The following is a 20,282-nucleotide window of genomic DNA, read 5'->3' on the forward strand; positions in this document are numbered from 1 at the left end:
CACCTGGCACATCGCACCGGCCGGTACATGACCACAGGGGCTGTCCGGCCTGACGGCCGGACAGCCCCTCACCAAGATCTTCATCGACCTTCTAGGGGGGCGTCCGCCACGTCCCACCGCCCGCCGAGTCGGGCGAGCCACCTGCGGCCCCACGGGAAGCGGGGTCACTCCTCCACGAGCAGCTTCTCCCGCAGCTGGGCCAGGGTCCGGGCCAGCAGACGCGAGACGTGCATCTGCGAGATGCCGACCTCCTGGGCGATCTGCGACTGGGTCATGTTGCCGAAGAACCTCAGCAGCAGGATCCGCTTCTCGCGCGGCGGGAGGTCCTCCAGCAGCGGCTTCAGGGACTCCCGGTACTCGACGCCCTCCAGCGCCTCGTCCTCGGCGCCCAGGGTGTCGGCGACGGCCGGCGACTCGTCGTCGGTGTCGGGGACGTCCAGCGACAGCGTGGAGTACGCGTTGGCGGACTCCAGGCCCTCCAGGACCTCCTCCTCCGAGATGGCCAGCTTCTCGGCCAGCTCGTGCACCGTCGGGGAGCGGCCGTGCTGCTGGGACAGCTCCGCCGTGGCCGTGGTCAGCGCCAGGCGCAGCTCCTGCAGACGGCGCGGCACCCGCACCGCCCAGCCCTTGTCGCGGAAGTGCCGCTTGATCTCGCCGACGACCGTCGGGGTCGCGTACGTGGAGAACTCCACCCCGCGGTCCGGGTCGAACCGGTCGACCGACTTGATCAGGCCGATGGTCGCGACCTGCGTCAGGTCGTCCAGCGGCTCACCGCGGTTGCGGAAGCGGCGCGCGAGGTGCTCCACGAGCGGCAGATGCATCCGGACCAGCTGATTGCGCAGCTCCGCGTATTCCGCACTGCCCTCCCGCAGGGAGCGCAGCTGGACGAACAGGGCGCGTGCCCCGCTGCGGTCCTGCGGATCGTGCTGCGCACGATCCGCGCGTCCAGCTCGTCGTGTCGCTCGTGCTCGCTCATAGTCCCGCCCGCCGTCACCGTTCCCCCAGCCCTCGACTGTGCTCGAGCGGGGGAGGCCCCAGTCCGCCCTCGTGAGGACGTGGTGCTCCGTGCGGCATCCTCCGGCTCCCGTCCCCCGTCGGAGGACGCCTCGTCCTCTGCGTCGGCCGGCTCCGTCCACCGCGAGGGTCCGGCCGCCGTCGAGGAGTCGTCCTCCGGGTGCGGCCGGGCCTGCTCGGGAATGCCGTCGACGCCGTCCGTCAGGTGTGCCGGCCCGCCGGGGCCGACCTCCTTCGCGGGAAGTTCCCGTGTGCCGCGTTCTTCGTCCCGCACCGGCCCGTCCCCGTTCCTCACGCCGGCCCGGGTCCCGCGCCGCGCTGTTTGTAGAGGCTGATCGAAACGGTTTTGTCGTCGGCGACCGCGGAGGAGACCTTGCCCGCCAGGGCCGACAGCACGGTCCAGGCGAAGGTGTCGCGCGAGGGCGCGTGACCGTCCGTGGTCGGGGCCGAGACCGTGACCTCCAGGGAATCGTCGACGAGGCGGAAGACACAGCTGAGCACCGAGCCGGGCACGGCCTGCTGGAGCAGGATCGCGCAGGCCTCGTCGACCGCGATGCGCAAATCCTCGATCTCGTCGAGGGTGAAGTCCAAACGGGCCGCGAGGCCGGCCGTCGCCGTACGCAGCACCGACAGGTAGGCACCCGCGGCCGGCAGCCGGACTTCCACGAAGTCCTGGGTCCCGGGCTCGCCTGCGATCTGGGACACCCTCACCTCCAAGGTGGTACAAGCTTTTTCAGGGGCCGAGGGTCGCCCCCCGGGGTAACGCGCTATGTGGTTCAGCGGTGACGCTATCGCGCTCCCGAGCGCCGTGTCCTTGGGGTCCCGGCGACCCAGCCCCACGCTGTCACTCATAGTAAGCATACGAACACGCTCGGTGGCTAGGGGTCTGCGGGCCTCAAATAGGAAGAGCGCGCGCCGCTTTGACGTACCCAGGCGTCCGGCCGCCGAACCGTGTCACACGAGTACGTCGACGTGTCACGGGGTGACTTGGTTCCGTCGTGCGACGTCACCGGCGTGTTCACCGGGGGCTTGTTCGTTTTCCCTCCCTCATACGAGCACGTGGTCGACGAAGCACCAGCGCCAGGTCTCGCCCGGCTCGTGGGTGCGCATCACGGGGTGGCCGGTCTCCTTGTGGTGCGCGGTCGCGTGTCGCATCGGCGAGGAGTCGCAGCACCCCACATGCCCGCACTCCAGGCACTTCCGCAGCTGCACCGGGTGCGTCCCGGCGGCCTCGCACTCGGGACAGGTCTCGGTCAGCGGGGTCGGCTCGGGGTGCGGCAGTGCGTCCGCGTGCGTGCACTGTTTCATGATGGCCAGGTTACGACGGGTGCGCGGAAGCTCGCGCGGAAACGAAGGCGGCGCAAAGCGATGCACTTCCTGCCCCTGCTGTTGCTGGTCGCCGGTAGCGCGACGGTCGCCGGTGCCGCCCGGCGCACGCCGGTGCCGGCCCCGTTGCTGCTGGTCGCCGCCGGTCTCGCGGTGTCGTACGTGCCCGGCGTGCCGAACTACGAGCTCGACCCCGAGATCGTCCTGCCCCTGGTACTGCCCCCGCTGCTGTACACGGCCGCCACCGAGAGCTCGTATCTCGATCTGCGGGCCCAACTGCGGCCGGTGGCGCTGCTGTCGGTCGGTTATGTCCTGTTCGCGACCCTCGTTGTCGGCTGGGCCGCCTATCTGATCGTGCCGGGGCTGCCGCTGCCGGCCGCCCTGGTGCTCGGCGCGGTGGTGGCGCCCCCGGACGCGGTCGCGGCGACGGCGGTCGCCCGGCGGGTGGGCCTGCCGTCGCGGATCACCACGATCCTCCAGGGCGAGTCCCTGGTGAACGACGCCACCGCGATCACCGCGTACCGGGTGGCCCTCGCCGCCACGATCGGGGAGGGTGCGAGCTGGGTCGGGGGGATCGTCGAGTTCCTGGTGGCGGCGGTCGGCGGCATCGTGGTGGGCCTGCTGCTGATGATGCCGATCCACTGGCTGCGCACCCACCTGAGGGAGGCGCTGCTCCAGAACACGCTCTCCCTGCTGATCCCCTTCGTCGCGTACGGGCTGGCCGAGTGGGTGCACGCCTCCGGAGTGCTCGCCGTGGTCGTGGTCGGCCTCTACCTCGGCTACCGCAACTGGCAGGTCGACTTCGCCACCCGCCTCCAGGAGGAGGCCGTGTGGAAGATGGTCGCCTTCCTGCTCGAATCGGCGGTCTTCGCGCTCATCGGACTACAGCTGCCGGTCGTGCTGGAAGGGCTCGGCGAGAACGAGGGGCTGCGCGCCACCTGGTACGCCGTGGCCATCTTCCTGATCGTGGTCGTGACCCGGTTCGTCTGGGTGTACCCGGCGACCTTCCTGCCCCGGATGCTGTCCGCGCGGATCCGTCAACGCGAGGAGAACCCGACCTGGAAGGGGTCCTTCATCATCGCGTGGGCCGGAATGCGGGGCGTCGTCTCGCTCGCGATCGCGTTCTCCATCCCGCTCACCGTGCACGGCGGGGACCCTTTCCCGCAGCGGAACCTGATCCTGTTCCTGACCTTCACCACGGTGATCGGGACGCTCGTCCTCCAGGGGTTGACGCTGCCGCCGCTGATCCGGGCCCTGCGGCTGCCGGGGCGCGACGCGCAGGCCGAGACCCTCGCCGAGGCCAACGCCCAGGCCCAGGCGTCCCGGATCGCCGAGGCGCGGCTCGACGAACTCCTGGAGGACGAGCGCAACACCCTGCCGCCGCCGCTGGTCGACCGGCTGCGCACGGTCCTGGAGCGGCGACGCAACGCCGTGTGGGAGCGGCTCGGTGCCGTCAACCCGGTGACCGGGGAGACCATCGACGACACCTACAGCCGGCTCTCCCGCGAGATGATCGGCGCCGAGCGCGAGGTGTTCGTCAAGCTGCGGGACGGCCGCTACATCGACGACGAGATGCTGCGGACACTGCTGCGCAGACTGGACCTGGAGGAGGCCGCGGTCTACCGGGAGGTTTCCTAGTGCCGGGCGGCGGGCCAGGGGGCTTCGAGGGCTATGCGGGGAGCGGGCTTCCCGTGACCACCGCGGCGAGCGTCGTCCCGCGCGGGAAGGCGCCTTCCTCTGTCAGGGAGACAAGTCCGTAGAGCAACTTGGCGACATACAGACGCTCCACGGGCAGTCCGTGGCGGGCCTCGAAGTCGTGGGCGAAGGCGTCCAGGCCGGGCGTGGTGCGGGCGTAGCCGCCGAAGTGGAAGCGGTCGTCGAGGTCCCAGTGGCCGCGGCGGTCGCCGAAGGCGCTCTCCTGCAGCCGGCGTATCTCCTCCGCCAGGAAACCGCCCCTGAGGACGGGTATCCCGAGGGCGCGCTGGTCGGGGGTCAGTCCGGCGGCCAGCCCGGCGAGGGTGCCGCCGGTGCCGCAGGCGACGGCCACGACGTCGGCGCGGTGGCGCAGTTCCGCGCCGAGTTCCCGGCAGCCCCGCACGGCGAGGGCGTTGCTGCCGCCCTCGGGGACGACGTAGGCGCCCTCGGCGTCGGCGGCGCGGAGGACGGCGGCCAGGGTGGCCGGGTCGGTCTTGTGGCGATACATCGATCTGTCGATGAAATGCAGGCGCATGCCGTCCGCCGCGCAGCGGGCCAGGGAGGGGTTGAGGGGGCGGTCCGCCAGCTCCTGGCCGCGGACCACGCCGACGGTGGACAGGCCGAGGAGGCGGCCGGCGGCGGCGGTGGCCCGGAGGTGGTTCGAGTACGCGCCCCCGAACGTGAGGAGCGGACGCCCCGCCGCCGCGCTCAGATTGGGCACGAGCTTGCGCCACTTGTTGCCGATGAGCTGCGGGTGGATCAGGTCGTCACGCTTCAGGAGCAGCCGGACGCCGTGCCGGGCGAAGCGGTCGTCCTCGATCTCCTGGAGAGGGGACGGCAGCCGGGGGCGCAGGGCGGTGATGGGGTCGGGGCTGCTCACGCGGCCATTGTCGGACATCTGTCCGGGAACGGCCGCCCGCCCAGCCCCGACGCCCGTGCGCGCCCGTCGTGCGGGGCGACACGCGCGCGTGGTGAGGGGCTACCGGAGGCGGTCGCGGATACGGCTCCTCATGGAGGTCATGGTGAAGCCGCGGGGGTCGACCTTGCCGGGCTGCCATTCGAGGTGGCCGATGACGGAACGTTCCGTCCAGCCGTGGTGGCGGCAGACGGCGGCGGAGACCCGCTCGATCGCTTCGAGTTGGGGCTCGGGCCACGGGTCGAGGCCGTCGCCGAGGTTCTCGCACTCGAAGCCGTAGAAGTGGCGGTTCCCGTCGGTGTTCGCCTCGTTGTCCGGGGGGAGCGCCGTCTCGGCGATCACGGCCCGCAGGACGTCGTCGTCACCGCTGCCTGCGTGGTTGGCGCGGCCGTAGCCGACGAGATGGACACGGCCGTCCTTGGTGATCACCCCGTGGCACAGCGGGCCCGGCAGCCCCGAGTAGCCGTCGCGGCAGATGCGGACGGTGCGTTCACTGCCGGAGGTGACCGTGTGGTGGATCATCACGCCGTGGACGGGGCCCCACGGCCCCTTGTGGTTGCGGTTGTGATGCTCCCAGTCGCCGACCTCGACGACCGTGACGCCCTCGTTCTTGAGGATGCTGAGAAATCTGGCCGCGGACATGGGTGGGGCCATGACCGACTCCTTCGTACGGTGCGACGGCCGCTGGTCCGGCCGCCTCGTACGCAGGCTTGTACCCAGCTCTGCGCGCGGGGGTCGGGTGTCGGGGTTGCGTGCGAGCCGATCCGGTCATCTCCGAGGAGGCATGGGGATGGTGGACAAATTCCCTCGATATGCCCAGTCTTCCTAAGATCCATTCCCGCTCGTTCGGGTAATAGCACCGGCACGCTCCGTGATGCCAGGCTGGTGGCGAGATCGGTGACCGCGATATCAGTGCACACCCGGAGGGGAAAACCGTATGTCGGTAGGCGAAGAGGTCCGTACGCAGGAACGGCCGCAGCAGAGTCTCGGCACGGCCGCTGCCCGGAACCTGGCCACCACCACGAAGTCCGCGCCCCAGATGCAGGAGATCAGCTCGCGCTGGCTGCTGCGCATGTTGCCATGGGTGAACGTGCAGGGTGGCACGTACCGGGTGAACCGGCGGCTCACCTACGCGGTCGGGGACGGTCGCATCACTTTTGTGAAGACGGGCGACCAGGTCGCCGTCATCCCCGCGGAACTCGGCGAACTGCCGGCCCTGCGCACCTACGAGGACGTGGACGTGCTGGGCGAGCTGGCCCAGCGGTGCGAGCAGCGGGAGTTCGCGGCGGGCGCGGTGCTCGCCGAGTTCGGCAGCCAGGCGGAGGAGGTCTTCCTCCTCGCGCACGGCAAGGTCGAGAAGATCGGCACGGGCCCCTACGGCGACGACGCCGTGCTCGGAGTGCTGGCCGACGGGGCGTACTTCGGCGAGCAGGCGCTGCTCGACGCCGACGCGATCTGGGAGTACACGGCCCGCGCGGTCACCGCGTGCACGGTGCTCGTCCTGCCGCGCCAGGCCGTCGACCAGGTCGCGGAGCGCGCCGAGAGCCTGGGCGAGCACCTGCAGCAGCTGCGGTCCATCCCGGAGCAGCGCACCAACAAGTACGGCGAGAAGGAGATCGACCTCGCCGCCGGCCACAGCGGTGAGCCGGACATCCCGCACACGTTCGTCGACTACGAGGCCGCGCCCCGCGAGTACGAACTGAGCGTCGCCCAGACCGTCCTGCGCATCCACACGCGCGTGGCGGACCTCTACAACCAGCCGATGAACCAGACCGAGCAGCAGGTCCGGCTCACCGTGGAGGCGTTGAAGGAGCGTCAGGAGCACGAGCTCATCAACAACCGGGACTTCGGCCTCCTCCACAACTGCGAGTACGACCAGCGGCTCCAGCCGCACGACGGCGTGCCCAGCCCGGACGACCTGGACGAGCTGCTCAGCCGCCGCCGGGGCACCAAGCTGCTGCTCGCCCACCCGCGCGCGATCTCCGCGTTCGGCCGCGAGCTCAACAAGCGCGGACTCGTCCCGGAGACCCTCGACATCGCCGGCAACCGCATCCCCACCTGGCGCGGCGTGCCGATCTACCCGTGCAACAAGATCCCGGTGACCGAGGCCAGGACCACCTCGATCATCGCCATGCGTACCGGGGAGGAGGACCAGGGCGTCATCGGCCTGCGTGCCGCGAGCATCCCCGACGAGATCGAGCCCAGCCTGTCGGTGCGCTTCATGGGCATCAACGAACAGGCGATCATCAAGTACCTCGTGACGGCCTACTACTCGGCCGCGGTCCTCGTCCCCGACGCGCTCGGCGTTCTGGAGAACGTCGAGATCGGCCGGTGGCGGTGACCTCACCCGAACCGCCGCCGTCCGCGGCCTCCTCCGAGGCGATCCCATGGGTGAGTGCATGACGGAGACGCAGCAGAGCCCGGTCGAGACCTTGGAGGGCGGCGCTCTGGACCTCGAGATCCTCGAAGGGCGGAGCCACATCACGATCCCTCCGGACCCGACGGGAGCCCCTGATCCCACGGGAGCGGCGACTTCCGCCGGCCACGGGAGCGGGTCGGCGCGACAGGGTGCGTCCAGTCCGCCGGACGGGCCGGAGGCGGTCGAGATCCTGGAGCGGACACGGCTGTCGGTCGACCCCGAACTGCGCCGGGCCGTGCAGTCGTTGCCCAGTTCGATGCGCCGGGTCGCGCGCTACCACTTCGGCTGGGAGCGGGCGGACGGCGCCCCGGCGGCGGGCAACGCGGGCAAGGCGATCCGGCCCGCGCTGGTGCTGGCGGCGGTCGAGGCGCTCGGCGGGCGCGAGTCGGCCGCCGTCCGGGCCGCCGCCGCGGTGGAGCTGGTGCACAACTTCACGCTGCTGCACGACGACGTGATGGACCGGGACGCCACACGCAGGCACCGGCCCACCGCGTGGACCGTGTTCGGGGTCCCCGACGCGATCCTCGCCGGGGACGCGTTGCAGGCCCTGGCGCTGCGGCTGCTCGCGGAGGACCCGCATCCGGCGTCGGCCGCGGCGTCCGCGCGGCTCGCCTCCTGTGTTGTCGAGCTGTGCGCGGGCCAGCACACGGACACGGCGATGGAGGAGCGGCGGCCGGAGGACGTCACCCTCCCCGAGGTGCTCGCCATGGCGGAGGCTAAGACGGGCGCGCTGCTCGGCTGCGCCTGTGCGCTCGGGGCGCTGTACGCGGGGGCCGGTGAGGAGGAGGTCGAGGCCCTCGACGCGTTCGGGCGGGAGGCCGGGCTCGCCTTCCAGCTCATCGACGACGTGATCGGGATCTGGGGCGACCCGAGCCGTACCGGCAAGCCCGCCGGGGCGGATCTCATCGCCCGCAAGAAGTCCCTGCCGGTGGTCGCCGCGCTTGCCTCGGGCACCCCGGAGGCGGACGAACTCGCCGCGCTGTACGGGGAGCCGTACGAGGAGGGCGAGCTGGAGCGGACGGCGCTCGTGGTCGAGCGGGCCGGCGGGCGCGACTGGGCGCAGGTCCAGGCGGCCGACCGTATGGCCCGGGCCATGCACGAGCTGTCCCGGGCGGTCCCGGACCCGGAGGCGGCGGGAGGTCTGCTCGCGCTGGCCGAGTTCGTGACGCGTCGCAGCAGTTGAGAAGAGGCCCCGGAGGCACTGGCACCGCGCCGACCTGACCCCGCACGGTGTCGGTGCCTCCGGTCGGACGCGGGTCCCGCACATCCCCACGGTGTGCGGGGCCCGCCCATGTCTTGCAATCACTACAACTGAAGTACTATAAACGGAGTGGTCAACGCGAAGAGATCTGAGACGAATCAGAGAAAGAGGCGGGTTTGCGCAAGCTCACGTATGTCATCGCTTGTTCGATCGACGGGTTCATCGGGGGCCCGGACGGCGACGCGTCCTTCATGTACCCCTACGTGGTGGGGGAGTTCGCCGAGTACCTCAGGGCGGAACACCCCGACATCAACCCCACCCGTGTGCGCCGGCTCATCGGCACGGACGACGTCCCGAACCAGGCGTACGACACGATCGTCCAGGGGCGCGGCAGCTACGACGTGGCGCTGAAGGAGGGCATCACCAGCCCGTTCGAGCATCTGCGGGAGTACGTCGTCTCGCGCACGCTGACGGAGTCGCCCCACCCGAACGTCGAGATCATCTCGTCGGACCCGGTCGGCAGGGTCCGGGAGCTGAAGGCGGAGGACGGCCCCCTCGGCATCTACCTGTGCGGCGGCTCCGTCATCGCGGGGGAACTGCTCGACGAGATCGACGAGCTGATCATCAAGACGTACCCCATCGTGCTGGGGACGGGGATGCCGATGTTCGGCTCCGGCTTCGACATCACCGAGTTCACCCTGGGTGAGGTGCGTGCCTTCGACAACGGGGCCGTGGTGCGGACGTACACCAGGAAGCGGTGACCCCGTGGATCGGGGGCGTACGGCGGGGAGCGCCCGGAGGCCGTCGGCCCTACGCTGAGGGCATGGGCACCGACGAGCAAGTCTGCCCGGCCTGCGGACAGCCTGTGGCCACGATCGTGCGGCGGCACAAGACGCTCGGCGCGTTCGTTCCCGTATGGGGTCCGGGTCCGTGCAGGAACCCGAAGTGTGACGCGTATGTCGACAAGGCCGCCGAGGCCGAGGGAGCCGCCGTGGAGCGGACGCGGGCCGTGGGCCGGAGGGCCCATGGTGCGCACGGCCCGGCCGGTACGCAGGGCATGCGCACGGCGAAGACCGCCGACCAGGAGGCCACGGAGCAGGCCGAGGACACCACCGACGGGTGAGGGAAGCTCCGCGAGGACCTCTGATGCGGGGTCCCTGGGACAGACACCCGCTGCCCGGGCCTCGCCACCCAGGGTCGACATACGCCCGGACGCTCACGTAGCCGGCAGGCCCCCGGATTCCGGGTCGCGGGCGGTGAGGCAGTACGTGCCGCCCGCCGGGTCCCGCATCACCGTCCAGTGGGGGTGGTCGGCCACGAACGTGGCGCCCAGATGCTCGTGGCGGGCGCGGGTGGTGCGCCGGTCGGCGCAGGCCAGGTCGAGGTGGGCCGACGCCGGGGCAGGGGTGTCCAGGCGCTGCATCAGGATGCGCAGGGGGAGACCCGCGGGCGGGCGCAGGACGTGGAACTCCGGGAGCGAGCCGGCGTACGACTCCCAGCCCGTCAGGGCGGCCCAGAACATGACCTCCGCGTCGAACGCGTCCGGTGCGATGTCCAGGCACACCTGGTCCAGACGGCTCCCGTCGACCACCGGAGGCCGGACCCTCTCCCCGTGCCACGGCACCGCGCAGAAGGGCTGTCCGGCGGGGGACCGGAGCACCGCCCAGCCGGTGTGCGGGGCGACGACCTCGGCACCGAGGCCGACGGCACGGTCGACGAACGCGGGCACGTCCTCCACGGAGAAGTCGAGGTGGGCGCCACCGCCGCCCACGTCCACCGCCTGGGCCTTCACACACGCGTCGCCCCGCTCGGGGAGCAGCGTCACGAATTCGCCCCGCTCACCCCGTGGCGCGGACAGCTCCGTCGCCGTCACCGCCGTCCAGAACGCGCACGCCTGCTCGAACCCGGGCTCCGGCCGGTCGATGAAGGCGTACGCCCACCGGATCGCCCCACCCGTCACGCCCCCCGTCACACCACCCATGCCCCTCCTTCACTCATACCTGTCCTGCCCCCATGCGCCTCCGGTCACCCATGCCACTCCTGCCCCCCATGCCCCTCCGGTCACTGAGCCCCGTACTTCGAGGTCTTGCCCGCTTCTCCCGACTTCCGCGGCTCCATGAAGCGCAGCATGTTGCCCGCCGGGTCGCGGAACGCGCAGTCCCGTACGCCGTAGGGCTGGTCCATGGGCTCCTGGAGGACATCCGCGCCGGAGGCCTCGACGCGGGAGTAGAGCGCGTCGCAGTCGTCGGTGGTGAAGTTGACGCCACGCAGGACGCCCTTGGCGAGGAGCTGGGCGATGGCCTCGCGGTCGGCGGGGGAGATGTCGGGGTCGGCGCCCGGAGGCTCCAGGACGATCTCGACATCGGGCTGGAGCGGGGAGCCGACGGTCACCCAGCGCATGCCCTCGAAGCCGACGTCGCCACGGACCTCCATACCGAGGACGTCACGGTAGAAGGCGAGCGCCTTGTCGTGGTCGTCGACCGCGAGGAAACACTGGGAGAGCTTGATGACCGGGCCGTGGGCCCTGTTCGTATCCATGTGCCCACGCTAGGGCGCCTCGTCCGGTTCCGCCGTGCGTATGCGATGCCGGGCGGGCCGTGTCAGCCGCTTCGCCACACATGCCGGGATCGCGGCCCCCGACTCGTGCGGACGGGCCCGGTAGGCGCTCGGGGTCTCGCCCACCAGCTCCGTGAAGCGGGAGCTGAACGAGCCGAGCGACGTACAGCCCACGGCCAGGCACACCTCGGTCACCGTGAGGTCCCCGCGCCGCAGCAACGCCTTCGCGCGCTCGATGCGGCGGGTCATCAGATACGCGTACGGCGTCTCCCCGTAGGCCGCGCGGAAGCTGCGCTGGAAGTGGCCGGGGGACATCAGCGCGGTGCGCGCGAGGGCGTCGATGTCCAGCGGTTCCGCGTACTCGCGGTCCATGCGGTCCCGCGCCCGCCGCAGCCGCACCAGATCATCCCGGTTCATGTCCCCAGGATGACACCCCCCTCTGACAAGCGGGCGGTCACGCGACATGTCCGCCGGCCGACCCGGGTGGATCCACGGTCCACGATCACCGCGGCCGTGCTCACCCCTTCACGGCGGAGCTGGCCACGCCCTGGACGAACCAGCGCTGGAAGAAGGCGAAGACGATCAGGACGGGCAGGACGAGGAGGACGCCGAAGGCGAGGATCTGGCCCCAGTCGGGCGGCTGCTGGCCCTGGAAGACGCTCATCTCCAGCGGCAGCGGTCGTACCGACGGGTCGGAGACCATCAGCACCGGCCACAGGAACGAACCCCACTGGGTGAGGAACGTCAGGATCGCGACCGAGGCGAAGGCCGGCTTCGACATCGGGACGACGATCGCGAAGAACGTGCGCCAGGGACCGGCCCCGTCGAGCCGGGCCGCCTCCTCGATGCTCGGCGGGATCGTGCGGAAGAACGTGTGGAACTGGTAGACCGAGAAGGCGTTGGCGAGGAATGGCAGCGCCTGGATGAAGAGCGTGTTCCGCTGGTCGTTGAACAGGTAGAACAGCGGCACGGCCACCGACTCGAACGGCACCAGCATCAGCAGCAGGACCAGGGTGAACACGGCTTCCCTGCCCCGCCACTTGAGGCGTGAGAGCCCGTACGCCGCCATCGAGTTGACGAACAGGCCGCCCGTGACGACCACGAAGGCCAGCAGCAGCGAGACGCCCATGAACTGCCAGAAGTAGCCGGTGCTGTCGGAGTTGAGGTTGTCCAGGACGGCGGCGTAGTTGTCGAAGGACAGATGGGTGGGGAGGAAGCCGGACAGGCCGTTCAGCACCTCGTCGGACGGCTTGAGGCTGCCGAGGAGGAGGTACAGGACGGGCAGCGCGAAGACGAACGCCAGGACCGAGAGGACGGCGTAGTCGAGGAAACGGCGCAGGGGCCCGCGGGAGAGACCGGTGGCGGTGCTCGTACTCATGGCTGAGTCAGTCCTCGTTGTCGGGCCGGACGATACGGCGCTGGATCAGGGTCAGGACGACGACGATCAGGAAGAACACGACGGTGATCGCGGACGCCTGGCCGATGTTGTTCTGGTCGAAGGCGGTGGTCACGGCCTGGTACATCACCGTGCGGGCCGCGTCCTCGTCGAGCCCGCCGCCCTTGACCAGCACGTACACCTGGTCGAACACCCGGAACGACAGCACCGACGTGAGCAGCGCGACGAACACCAGGGTGCCCCGGATGCCGGGCAGGGTGACGTGCCGGAACTGCTGCCAGCGGGAGGCTCGGTCGAGCTGGGCTGCCTCGTAGCGCTCGTCCGGTATCTGCTGGAGCCCGGCGAGCAGGATCACCATCTGGAAGCCGACGCCCTGCCACACCGACAGCACGATGACCGAGGCCATCGCGGTGAGCCCGTCGCCCAGCCAGTCGAACGCGCCCCAGTTTCCGAAACTCACCGCGTCCAGGGCGGAGTTGAGCATGCCCTGCTCGCTGCGGGCGAGGATCAGCCGCCAGATCACCGCGACCAGTGCCATCGGGAAGACGACCGGCATGAAGAAGAAGGACCGGAAGAGACCGATCGCCTTCAGTTTCCGGTTGAGCAGGATCGCGAGGCCGAGCGCCAGACCCGTCTGGAGCGGTACGACGACGACGGCGAAGGTCAGGTTGTTCAGCAGGGCCCGCAGGAACGGGCCGGACAGATCGGGGTCGGTGAACAGCCGCCGGTACTGCTCCACACCGAAGAAGGTGGGCTCCAGCGGGGAGCCGAGGCGCACGTTGTAGAAGGAGAGCACCACGGCGTAGCAGAAGGGCACGCCGACGAAGGCGATCAGGCCGGCGACGGCGGGCGCGGACATCAGCAGTCCGTGCAGCCACTCCCGGCCGCGGCGGGCGGGGCGGGCCGGTGGGGCGGGGGCGGTGGTCAGATCTGGCGCCCGGTCCCGGCCGGACGGCGCGGTGTGCGCGGGTTCCACGGTTTTCACGGGGTCCTCTTCCCGGCGGGGCGGGCGGCCGCGAGGGCGCGCCCGCCCCGGTCGATGGGTCCGACAGGGCGCGTGCTTACGGGATCTCGTAACCGGCGTTGTCCGAGAAGTCCCGGTCGATGGCGCGGGCGGCCTTGGCGAGGGCGTCCTTCGGGTCGCTGCCGCCGTAGATCGCGTTCAGGGCCTGGCTGAACTTCTCCGTCACCACCGGGTATCCGGCGGTCACCGGGCGGGTGACGGCGACGCAGGACTTGTTGATGTCGTTGTCGCCGCACGGCTTGGCGAGCTGGTCGGCGAAGAGCTGGAGCGGACCGCCCTGCTGGTACAGCTCGCTCGCGGCGAGCGCCGACTTGGTGGCCGGGGGCGCGCCGTTGGCCTTGGTCATCGCGGTGACGTTGGCGTCGTCGAGGAGGTAGTCCATGAACGCGCCGGCGGCCTTGGCGTTCTTGGAGTCGGCCCCGATGCCCCAGGACCACGAGCCCTGCCCGGTCTTGGGGCCGTCACCGAAGTCGGGCAGCGGCAGCACGACCAGGTCGTCGCCGAGGGCCTCGCTGTACGCGGGGTACATCCAGTGGCCGACCCAGCTGAGCGCGACACGGCCCTTGGCGAAGGCGTTGCCGTCGGTGTTGGGGTCGACGGTGCCCTTCCAGGACTGGAAGGTCTTCAGGGCCGACACCGCGGCCGGGGAGTCGAGGGCGCCCTCCGCCTTGCCGTCCTTGAGGAGGGCGCCGCCGGCCGACCAGACGATCGGGGCGAAGCCGTAGGTGCCCCACTCGTTGGCGAGCCCGTTGCCCTCCTGGATGTCGAGGACCTTGCCGTCGGAATCCTTCGCCTTCAGCGCCTTCAGCGCGGCGTCGAACTCGTCCGCCGTCCACGCGTCGTCGACGCCCTTCGGGTACTTCACCCCGGCCGCGTCCAGCAGCTTCTTGCTGCCGTACATGCCGAGACCCGAGTCGAACATGCCGAGCCCGTAGTGCTTGCCCGCTATCTCGCCCTGCGCCTTGCTGGCGTCGGTGGCGTTGGACAGGGTCTTCGCGGAGACGAAGTCGTCGATCGCGGCGAGCTTCTTGTTGTAGACGAAGTTCGCCATGGTCGGACCGTCGAACTCCAGGACGTCCGGCAGCTCGGAGGCGTCGGTCGCGGTGATGGTCTTGGTGTAGTCGGTCTCGGGTATCAGCTTCAGCTCGACCTTGACCTTGTCCTGTGAGGAGTTGAAGGACTTCACCGCGTTCTGCAGCGCCCCCGCCTCGCTCTTCTGGCCCTGGTGGGCCCAGACGCTGATCGTGCCCTCACCGCTGCCGGCCTCGGCGGAGGCGTCGGACCCGCCGCCCCCGCCGCACGCGGCCAGCGCCGCCAGGGGAAGCACGAGCGCCAGGCCCGTGGAGGCCGTACGGCGGAGCCTGCTGCTGGTCGAGCGGTTGATGGAACTCATGGACTGTGCCTCCGTGCGGGACGAGGGTGCGGGGGAGTTGAGGGTGCGGGGGGTGAGTCTGTGGGCCCGGGGCGGGCATGCGGGGAGGCGCCCCGGGCCGGGGCGGCGGAAGTACCGGGTGCCCTCAGGGAGCGGGCGGAGTCGGCCGGGGTCTCAGGGGATCCGGCGGTCACTGCGGGCCGCGCGGGCGCGGCGGTGCCGTGGTCTCGCGGAGGACGAGCCGGATGGGCATCTCCACCCGGCCCCGCGGCACGGCCTCCTGCTCGTCGAGCTGCCGCAGCAGCAGCCGCGCGGCCTCCGCGCCCTGCCCGGCGACCGGCTGGGCGACGGTCGTCAGCCCGACCACGTCGGCGAGTTCGTGGTCGTCGAAGCCGACCACGGACACGTCCTCGGGCACCCGCAGCCGATGGCGCCGCAGCGCGCGCAACGCGCCCATCGCCATCTCGTCGGACTGCGCGAACACCGCGGTCGGCGGCCGGTTGGCGGCCAGCAACCGGGTCATCGCCCGCTCACCGCCCTCCACGGTGTAGTCGCCGTCCGCCTCCAGCGCCGGGTCGGGCTCGATCCCGGCCTCGGCGAGGACGTGCAGATAGGCGGCCCGACGGTCGACGGGAGTGGTCCAGTGCAAGGGCCCGCTGGCCCCGGAGATCATGCCGATCCGACGGTGGCCGAGGTTCACCAGATGCCGTACGGCACTCTCCGCGCCCGCCCGGTCGTCGATGCCGACCACCGTGAAGCCGGGCCGCGCGCCGCCCACCGTGGAGGCCAGCGGCACCCCGAGCGAACGCAGCGCGGCCGACTCCTCCTCGTCCGGGATCAGCAGCGACAGCACCGCGTCCACGCGCTTGCGGACCGGCATCTTCGTGAAGAAACGCTTGCGCGCCTCCGCCGACCCCAGGTTGTAGAGCAGCACGTCGTACCCGGCGGCGCTGAACACCTGCTCCGCCGCGTCGAGGACCGTGCCGAAGAACCACCGGCCTATGTAGGGGGCGACGACCCCGATGGTGAAGGTGCGCCCGCTGGCCAGGCTGGACGCCGAGCGGGAGGCCGTGTAGCCGAGTTGCTCGGCGACGGCCGCGATCTGCGCGCGGACCTCGTCCGACACGCCCGGCCGGCCGCGCAGCGCGCGGGACACGGTGGACGCCGAGACCCCGGCGGCGCGGGCGACATCGGTGATGCTGACGGTCACGGCGGACTTCTCCCGTCGGTTGCACATCTTCACGGCGGTGTGAGCTGTGGGTGACGTGACCGTAAACCCGACCCGGTTGTTGCGCAAGCGTTTGCGTTCAGTTTTACTTGGGCCGATTCTCAAGCGAGACCTAGAAGGTCCATGGTCAGCGCACGCGTTTGGGCGCTGCGAGTCGACAGGAACTGTGCATGCGATACGCCCCGCCCGGCCTCTGCGTGAACGACTTCGCCCTGCTCCGCGACGACGACGGGACCTACGCGGTGCTGCACCTCCAGGGGCCGTGGACCACCGAGTTCGACCACCTGAGGATGGAGACCTCCTACGGCAGGGCCACCTCGGCCGACCTGGTCGACTGGCGGCCGAGCGGGACCGCGTTCGGCAACGGGCTGCCGGGCCGCTTCGACCAGCAGGCGGTGTGGACGATGCACCCCTTCCGGCACGGCTCCGGGATGGCGATGTTCTACACGGGCGTGAGCGGACTGACCCCCGAGGGCTGGCCGTTGCAGTCGGTCGGCCTCGCGTACTCCGACCGCACCGACGGCACCGGCTGGCGCCGCCACGGCACCGGGCCCGTCGTCGAGGCGGACCCCCGCTGGTACCGCACCGCCGACCGCATGGGCTGGCGCGACCCGTTCGTGGTGCGGGACGACGAGGGCGACGGCTGGGCGATGGTGGTCTGCGCGAGCGACGCCTCGCTCCCGGTCGAGGTCAGCGGCTGCGTGGCCCTCGCCACCTCGCCCGATCTGGAGCACTGGACCGTCCACCCGCCGCTGATCTCGCCCGGCGACGTCGACGAACTCGAATGCCCGGTCCTGGAGCGCCTCGACGACGGCGGCTGGCTGCTCCTCGGCTCCATCGGCGCGACCCGGGGCTTCGACTCCTGGACGGCGCCCACCCTCCGCGGCCCCTGGACCCGCCGGGGTCCCCTCGGCCCCACGGGTGCCTACGCGCCCCGTGTCATCCCCGCCCCCGACGGCTCCCGCGTCGTCCTGCACACCACCCCCCGCCGGATCGGCCTCACCGACACGGGCGACCGCTGCCGGGGCATGCTGGCCCAGCCCAAGTCCCTTGTGGTCCAGGAGGACTCGGCTCCCCGCCTGGAGTGGTGGCCGGGTCTGGACCGCTGGCTGGGCGCGGAGACGGACGGCCCCCTCCTGCACGCCGTCGGCGACGTCGCCGTGTCCGGCCGCCCCGTGGAGATCACCCTGCGCACGGACGCCCCCGGCTCCGCCCGGCCGGCCCTCACCATCGGCTGCGACGGCAAGAACCTCCGGGCGACCGGCCCCGACGGCTCCACCCTGGACGAGACCGTCCTGTCCGAAGCCCCGGCCCGTCTGCGGGTCCTGACGATCGGTGAGTACGTGGAGGTCTACGCCGACGACGTCTTCGCCCTGACGACCCTGTGCTACTCGGGCCACCCCGCGCCGTGGACGGTGACCACCGACGGCGTCCCCCACCCGATCCCGACCCGCCCCGTCCACCTCCCGGACCCGACCCGCGACGACGCGTCGGCGATCTGGCCGGGGCCGGGGGGCGCATAGGTGGGGGTGGCGGTCGGTTGAGTCGGGCTGGGCGGGTGGTTGTTCCGGGGGCGGCACCGGCTGGGGTGGGTGTACCCCCGCCCCTCTCTCGGCGCGCACCCTCGACCGCGCCGGCGCGCGCCGACCAAGTCGCCCCCCGTCGCCCCCTCCGCAGCAACCTTTCCGACCCGTCGGCAGTCCAGTCTGTGTCCCGGTGGTGGTGTCGAGGTGAACGTGCGAGGTCCCGTGGAGCCGCTGACGCAGATACCGCGGAGGGCGCGGCCGGTGGCGGACGTGACCGGTGGTATGCGATGCGCCCGGTCGACCAGGCGCATCCGGGGACTGGCCGCTGCCGCACTGGCGGCCGTTCTGCTGGCGACCGGCTGCGACTCCGCCCAGCGCCCGGCCGCGGGCAGCGGCGGCGGGGAGCGGCGCCCGAATGCCGGCGAGAGCCGTCCGGACGGGCGGTCCCCGTCCGGTGTCGGGCCCGAACGGCCGCCCGCCGGGAAACCCTCGGCGCATCCCCGGCCGGAGGACCTCAACGGCGACGGCTACGACGACTTCGCCGCGGTGATCACCGGCGGCAGCCTGGTCGTGGTCTACGGCTCGGCGAAGGGACTGGATCCGCGCCGACGCACCGTGGTCCCGGGGCCGCCATCGAGCACCGTGCCCGATGAGACGCGGCTACTGCGCACCGACCTGGACCACGACGGCCACACCGATCTCGTGCGCGCCCCACGGACCGGCGTACCCACCGTGCTGTGGGGCGGTCCGCGCGGCGTGACCGATCCGCGGCCGCTCACCGGGGCGCCGACGAGCCCCACGGCCACCGGTGACTTCGACGGGGACGGCCACGCCGACCTGTTCCTCCCCGGCGGCGCCAACGGTCCCGAGGGCACGGTGTGGTTCGGACCCGTCCGGCGTGGAGGCGCACCCGCGCGCGTCCAGAAGCTCCACAACGGCCGCCCACCGGACTCGATTCCGGCGCGCTCCCTGGCCGGCGACTTCGACGGCGACCGGGCCACCGATCTCGTGCTCTGGTTCCACTGGACCGATCCGGACAACGAAGGCGACGGCGAGGTGGGCGTCAGCAGTCTGCAGTATCTGCGGGGCGGCCCGGGAGGGCTGAGGCTCGCCGAGCGCCGCGAGCGACCCGACCTCGGCCTGGAGGGGCAGGCGGGGGACGTGGACGGCGACGGCACCGACGACCTGTACTCGGCGGGCTTCTTCGCGTACCGCAAGCAACTGAGCGCCGGATACACGCTGAGCACCCGCTCCGGACCCGAGACCGGCGCGCGGGGCGGCATGAGCACGGTCTCCCCGCCGGGCCTGAGGGACGCCCCGCAGTACGGCGGCATGGGCGGCACCGCACTCGGCGACGTCACCGGTGACGGCCGGGCCGATCTGGTCACCTCCGCGACCGGCGCCAACGACAGCAACGGCGTCGTGTGGCTGGTCCCCGACCTCCGGGCGGCCACCGCGGACGCGGTCCGGGCGGTGACCCTGGAAACGCCCGGGATCCCCGGCAGCGACACCCCCGCAAAGGGCCGGGGCCCGACCCGCAACCGCATCACCGTCGTCGGCCCGCTCCTCGACACCGACGGCGACCACCACCTGGACGTGGTCGTCGGCGCCCCCGGCTTCCTGGACGCCAAGAAGCGCGACCTGGACGCGTTCTGGGTACTGCGCGGCACCGACCAGGGAATGACCTACCAGCGGCACTTCACAGCCAAGGACATCCTCTGAGACCCACCGAGGCGGAGAGCGGGCACCGGAAGGCCGTCTTCCGGGGCTCGCTGCTCGTCGACCCGGCGAGCAGCCCCCCGATCGGCAGCCAGGAGGCGCTGCTGGGCGACCCGTTGAGCCTGGGGATCGCCGTGCCCGGCACGGTCACGGTGAGCGAAACCCTGGCACGGGGAACGGTGCCGGACACCCGGAGCACGGTCTGAACGGCACCGCACCCGACCGCAGTCGGCCCGCGACCCGGCGAACACGACCGCACCCGGACCGCCATGGACGCCGTGCTCGGCGTCCCGCGGACCGGGTGCGGACGGGTAAGCGATAGGACCCGCGAAACCGCAGGTCGGACAGCCTGACAGCCTGGCCGGAGGTCAGGCCTTCTTGGTCTCCCAGAAGATCTTGTCGATCTGGGCGATGTAGTCGAGCGCCTTCTGGCCCGTCGCCGGGTCGGTCGAGGCCTTGGCGGCCGAGAGGGCCTTCAGGGCGTCGTTGACCAGCTGGTGCAGCTCCGGGTACTTCTCGAAGTGCGGGGGCTTGAAGTAGTCGCTCCACAGGACCGACACGTGGTGCTTGGCGAGCTCGGCGCGCTGCTCCTTGATGACGGTCGCGCGAGCCTGGAAGTGCGGGTCGTCGTTGGCGGCCATCTTCTCCTGCACGGCCTTCACCGACTCCGCCTCGATGCGGGCCTGGGCCGGGTCGTACACGCCGCAGGGCAGGTCGCAGTGCGCGCTGACCTTGACCTTGGGGGCAAACAGGCGGGAAAGCATGGAGCATTCCTTCCTCGTGATCGTCTTCTCAGGTGGGACATTACTCCCTGCGAGAGAGGTTTTCGCGAGTGCCCCCATGGGCTTAGGACAAAAGTCCGGGGTCAGACTGGGACTGGTGGAGGATCG

At 71.3% G+C, this 20,282-nt stretch carries 19 protein-coding genes and 1 pseudogene; 7 read left to right on the plus strand and 13 right to left on the minus strand.

Translation table 11 applies throughout. The features are described from left to right. Positions 1–164 precede the first annotated feature (164 nt). From M8J73_RS42075 to M8J73_RS42085, 3 genes and pseudogenes are all read right to left on the minus strand, one after another. Positions 165–1,288: pseudogene (locus M8J73_RS42075) on the minus strand (RNA polymerase sigma factor SigF). A gap of 17 nt (positions 1,289–1,305) precedes the next feature. Further along, positions 1,306–1,719, minus strand: a complete 414-nt coding sequence (locus M8J73_RS42080) for an ATP-binding protein (protein ID WP_033525425.1) — start codon at positions 1,717–1,719, stop codon at positions 1,306–1,308. 342 nt (positions 1,720–2,061) lie between these two features. Next, positions 2,062–2,322, minus strand: a complete 261-nt coding sequence (locus tag M8J73_RS42085) for a UBP-type zinc finger domain-containing protein (RefSeq protein WP_055538647.1) — start codon at positions 2,320–2,322, stop codon at positions 2,062–2,064. A 60-nt stretch (positions 2,323–2,382) separates the two neighbouring features. Here M8J73_RS42085 and M8J73_RS42090 point away from each other — a divergent pair, with 60 nt between their 5' ends. Beyond that, positions 2,383–3,978 (plus strand): Na+/H+ antiporter, encoded by a 1,596-nt coding sequence (locus M8J73_RS42090; RefSeq protein WP_055538648.1) that lies wholly within the window; start codon positions 2,383–2,385, stop codon positions 3,976–3,978. 31 nt (positions 3,979–4,009) lie between these two features. Here the strand turns inward: M8J73_RS42090 and M8J73_RS42095 are convergent, their stop codons facing one another. Together M8J73_RS42095 and M8J73_RS42100 are read right to left on the minus strand one after the other, a co-directional pair. Continuing rightward, positions 4,010–4,933, minus strand: a complete 924-nt coding sequence (locus M8J73_RS42095; protein ID WP_055538649.1) for a 1-aminocyclopropane-1-carboxylate deaminase/D-cysteine desulfhydrase — start codon at positions 4,931–4,933, stop codon at positions 4,010–4,012. An 81-nt stretch (positions 4,934–5,014) separates the two neighbouring features. Further along, complete coding sequence (locus M8J73_RS42100) at positions 5,015–5,605, minus strand: N-acetylmuramoyl-L-alanine amidase (RefSeq protein ID WP_169797838.1); 591 nt, start codon at positions 5,603–5,605, stop codon at positions 5,015–5,017. A gap of 283 nt (positions 5,606–5,888) precedes the next feature. Here M8J73_RS42100 and M8J73_RS42105 point away from each other — a divergent pair, with 283 nt between their 5' ends. From M8J73_RS42105 to M8J73_RS42120, 4 genes are all read left to right on the plus strand, one after another. Continuing rightward, positions 5,889–7,292, plus strand: a complete 1,404-nt coding sequence (locus M8J73_RS42105; RefSeq protein ID WP_055538651.1) for a family 2B encapsulin nanocompartment shell protein — start codon at positions 5,889–5,891, stop codon at positions 7,290–7,292. Positions 7,293–7,338: 46 nt separating this feature from the next. Further along, positions 7,339–8,553: a family 2 encapsulin nanocompartment cargo protein polyprenyl transferase gene (locus tag M8J73_RS42110; RefSeq protein WP_055538652.1), complete on the plus strand. Its 1,215-nt coding sequence runs from the start codon at positions 7,339–7,341 to the stop codon at positions 8,551–8,553. A 194-nt stretch (positions 8,554–8,747) separates the two neighbouring features. Beyond that, on the plus strand, positions 8,748–9,332 hold the full coding sequence (locus M8J73_RS42115; protein ID WP_055538653.1) for a dihydrofolate reductase family protein: 585 nt from the start codon (positions 8,748–8,750) through the stop codon (positions 9,330–9,332). Between the two features lie 62 nt (positions 9,333–9,394). After that, a complete protein-coding gene (locus M8J73_RS42120; RefSeq protein ID WP_055538654.1) occupies positions 9,395–9,694 on the plus strand; it encodes a hypothetical protein in 300 nt (99 codons plus the stop codon). A 93-nt stretch (positions 9,695–9,787) separates the two neighbouring features. On the opposite strand, the gene M8J73_RS42125 is transcribed toward M8J73_RS42120, so the two are convergent. From M8J73_RS42125 to M8J73_RS42155, 7 genes are all read right to left on the minus strand, one after another. After that, complete coding sequence (locus M8J73_RS42125; RefSeq protein ID WP_249829826.1) at positions 9,788–10,552, minus strand: VOC family protein; 765 nt, start codon at positions 10,550–10,552, stop codon at positions 9,788–9,790. Positions 10,553–10,632: 80 nt separating this feature from the next. After that, positions 10,633–11,109, minus strand: coding sequence for a VOC family protein (locus tag M8J73_RS42130; protein WP_055537091.1), 477 nt, complete (start codon positions 11,107–11,109; stop codon positions 10,633–10,635). A gap of 9 nt (positions 11,110–11,118) precedes the next feature. Continuing rightward, positions 11,119–11,544 (minus strand): helix-turn-helix transcriptional regulator, encoded by a 426-nt coding sequence (locus M8J73_RS42135; RefSeq protein ID WP_055537090.1) that lies wholly within the window; start codon positions 11,542–11,544, stop codon positions 11,119–11,121. A 100-nt stretch (positions 11,545–11,644) separates the two neighbouring features. Further along, positions 11,645–12,505, minus strand: a complete 861-nt coding sequence (locus tag M8J73_RS42140; protein ID WP_055537089.1) for a carbohydrate ABC transporter permease — start codon at positions 12,503–12,505, stop codon at positions 11,645–11,647. A 7-nt stretch (positions 12,506–12,512) separates the two neighbouring features. Beyond that, entirely contained in the window at positions 12,513–13,508 is a 996-nt protein-coding gene (locus M8J73_RS42145) for a carbohydrate ABC transporter permease (RefSeq protein ID WP_099967429.1), read from the minus strand. A 76-nt stretch (positions 13,509–13,584) separates the two neighbouring features. Next, a complete protein-coding gene (locus M8J73_RS42150; RefSeq protein ID WP_249829827.1) occupies positions 13,585–14,940 on the minus strand; it encodes an ABC transporter substrate-binding protein in 1,356 nt (451 codons plus the stop codon). A 169-nt stretch (positions 14,941–15,109) separates the two neighbouring features. Beyond that, positions 15,110–16,129 carry a LacI family DNA-binding transcriptional regulator gene (locus tag M8J73_RS42155; protein ID WP_249829828.1) on the minus strand — a complete coding sequence of 340 codons (1,020 nt, stop codon included), beginning with the start codon at positions 16,127–16,129 and terminating at the stop codon, positions 15,110–15,112. A gap of 188 nt (positions 16,130–16,317) precedes the next feature. Here M8J73_RS42155 and M8J73_RS42160 point away from each other — a divergent pair, with 188 nt between their 5' ends. Next, positions 16,318–17,670, plus strand: a complete 1,353-nt coding sequence (locus M8J73_RS42160; RefSeq protein ID WP_249829829.1) for a glycoside hydrolase family protein — start codon at positions 16,318–16,320, stop codon at positions 17,668–17,670. Positions 17,671–17,934: 264 nt separating this feature from the next. Continuing rightward, positions 17,935–19,395, plus strand: a complete 1,461-nt coding sequence (locus tag M8J73_RS42165) for an FG-GAP repeat domain-containing protein (RefSeq protein ID WP_055539848.1) — start codon at positions 17,935–17,937, stop codon at positions 19,393–19,395. A gap of 365 nt (positions 19,396–19,760) precedes the next feature. Here the strand turns inward: M8J73_RS42165 and sodN are convergent, their stop codons facing one another. Continuing rightward, positions 19,761–20,156 carry a superoxide dismutase, Ni gene (sodN, locus tag M8J73_RS42170; RefSeq protein ID WP_020123534.1) on the minus strand — a complete coding sequence of 132 codons (396 nt, stop codon included), beginning with the start codon at positions 20,154–20,156 and terminating at the stop codon, positions 19,761–19,763. Between the last annotated feature and the right edge of the window lie 126 nt (positions 20,157–20,282).

The organism is Streptomyces neyagawaensis, assembly GCF_023516595.1.
In the GTDB taxonomy this organism is placed as follows: Bacteria; Actinomycetota; Actinomycetes; order Streptomycetales; family Streptomycetaceae; genus Streptomyces; species Streptomyces neyagawaensis.

Bases quoted from the DNA above. Each gene is read 5' to 3' on its own strand.
- M8J73_RS42085 (WP_055538647.1), bottom strand. From the start codon at position 2,322: ATGAAACAGTGCACGCACGCGGACGCACTGCCGCACCCCGAGCCGACC.
- M8J73_RS42090 (WP_055538648.1), top strand. From the start codon at position 2,383: ATGCACTTCCTGCCCCTGCTGTTGCTGGTCGCCGGTAGCGCGACGGTC.
- M8J73_RS42095 (WP_055538649.1), bottom strand. From the start codon at position 4,933: ATGTCCGACAATGGCCGCGTGAGCAGCCCCGACCCCATCACCGCCCTG.
- M8J73_RS42100 (WP_169797838.1), bottom strand. From the start codon at position 5,605: ATGGCCCCACCCATGTCCGCGGCCAGATTTCTCAGCATCCTCAAGAAC.
- M8J73_RS42105 (WP_055538651.1), top strand. From the start codon at position 5,889: ATGTCGGTAGGCGAAGAGGTCCGTACGCAGGAACGGCCGCAGCAGAGT.
- M8J73_RS42110 (WP_055538652.1), top strand. From the start codon at position 7,339: ATGGGTGAGTGCATGACGGAGACGCAGCAGAGCCCGGTCGAGACCTTG.
- M8J73_RS42120 (WP_055538654.1), top strand. From the start codon at position 9,395: ATGGGCACCGACGAGCAAGTCTGCCCGGCCTGCGGACAGCCTGTGGCC.
- M8J73_RS42125 (WP_249829826.1), bottom strand. From the start codon at position 10,552: ATGGGTGGTGTGACGGGGGGCGTGACGGGTGGGGCGATCCGGTGGGCG.
- M8J73_RS42130 (WP_055537091.1), bottom strand. From the start codon at position 11,109: ATGGATACGAACAGGGCCCACGGCCCGGTCATCAAGCTCTCCCAGTGT.
- M8J73_RS42135 (WP_055537090.1), bottom strand. From the start codon at position 11,544: ATGAACCGGGATGATCTGGTGCGGCTGCGGCGGGCGCGGGACCGCATG.
- M8J73_RS42140 (WP_055537089.1), bottom strand. From the start codon at position 12,505: ATGAGTACGAGCACCGCCACCGGTCTCTCCCGCGGGCCCCTGCGCCGT.
- M8J73_RS42150 (WP_249829827.1), bottom strand. From the start codon at position 14,940: ATGAGTTCCATCAACCGCTCGACCAGCAGCAGGCTCCGCCGTACGGCC.
- M8J73_RS42160 (WP_249829829.1), top strand. From the start codon at position 16,318: ATGCGATACGCCCCGCCCGGCCTCTGCGTGAACGACTTCGCCCTGCTC.
- sodN (WP_020123534.1), bottom strand. From the start codon at position 20,156: ATGCTTTCCCGCCTGTTTGCCCCCAAGGTCAAGGTCAGCGCGCACTGC.